The organism is Pseudomonas sp. 05N434 (assembly GCF_056396965.1).
Genome location: NZ_JBFTMK010001089.1, coordinates 1 through 508, shown reverse-complemented (window position 1 = coordinate 508; position 508 = coordinate 1). Strand labels below are relative to the sequence as shown.

General features: G+C 56.7%; 1 protein-coding gene. It reads left to right on the top strand.

Translation table 11 applies throughout. The features are described 5' to 3' along the window. Positions 1-221 (top strand): DUF4337 family protein (locus tag AC1DLB_RS31880; protein ID WP_477786516.1); only part of this gene is annotated, 221 nt, incomplete at its 5' end. Positions 222-508 lie beyond the last annotated feature (287 nt).

Here is a 508-nt window from a genome sequence, read left to right as displayed (position 1 = left end):
AGGCTGAAGCATTCGAACAACGGGCAAGGGAGTGGGACGAGAAGTCAGAGCAGGCGTTGCATCAGCATCACCGCTGGGCCCAGGCAATGACAGCGATTCAAATAGCAATTTCACTGGCGGCCATTACCTTGCTGACGCGTAAGGAATGGCTCAAGCGGCTCTCGTTTGGGGCCGCGGGTGTTGGCGTCATGCTGGGTTCGCTGGCTTGGCTGCATATCTGAGCGAGGCGCTCAGACGTTCACCTGTCGAATGCGATTGCTACTGGTCGATTTCTGCCCTTAACGAACGGCAGAAATCGGCCAAAAGCGGACGTTCTGGAGCGTCCGCTGTCGGCCAGAAGCACACGCTCATGTACAACCGCTTTCGGCCAGAAGCCGCCGGTTTCGCCAGGACTGAACCTGTTTCGCTGAGGCTCGAAAGTACTATGAAACTTGGTGTATTCCTCTAGCTCGTGCGTGCGCAGCAGCCAACGGAGTGAGAACTAGGCAGATTTAACGCCTCTCTGGAC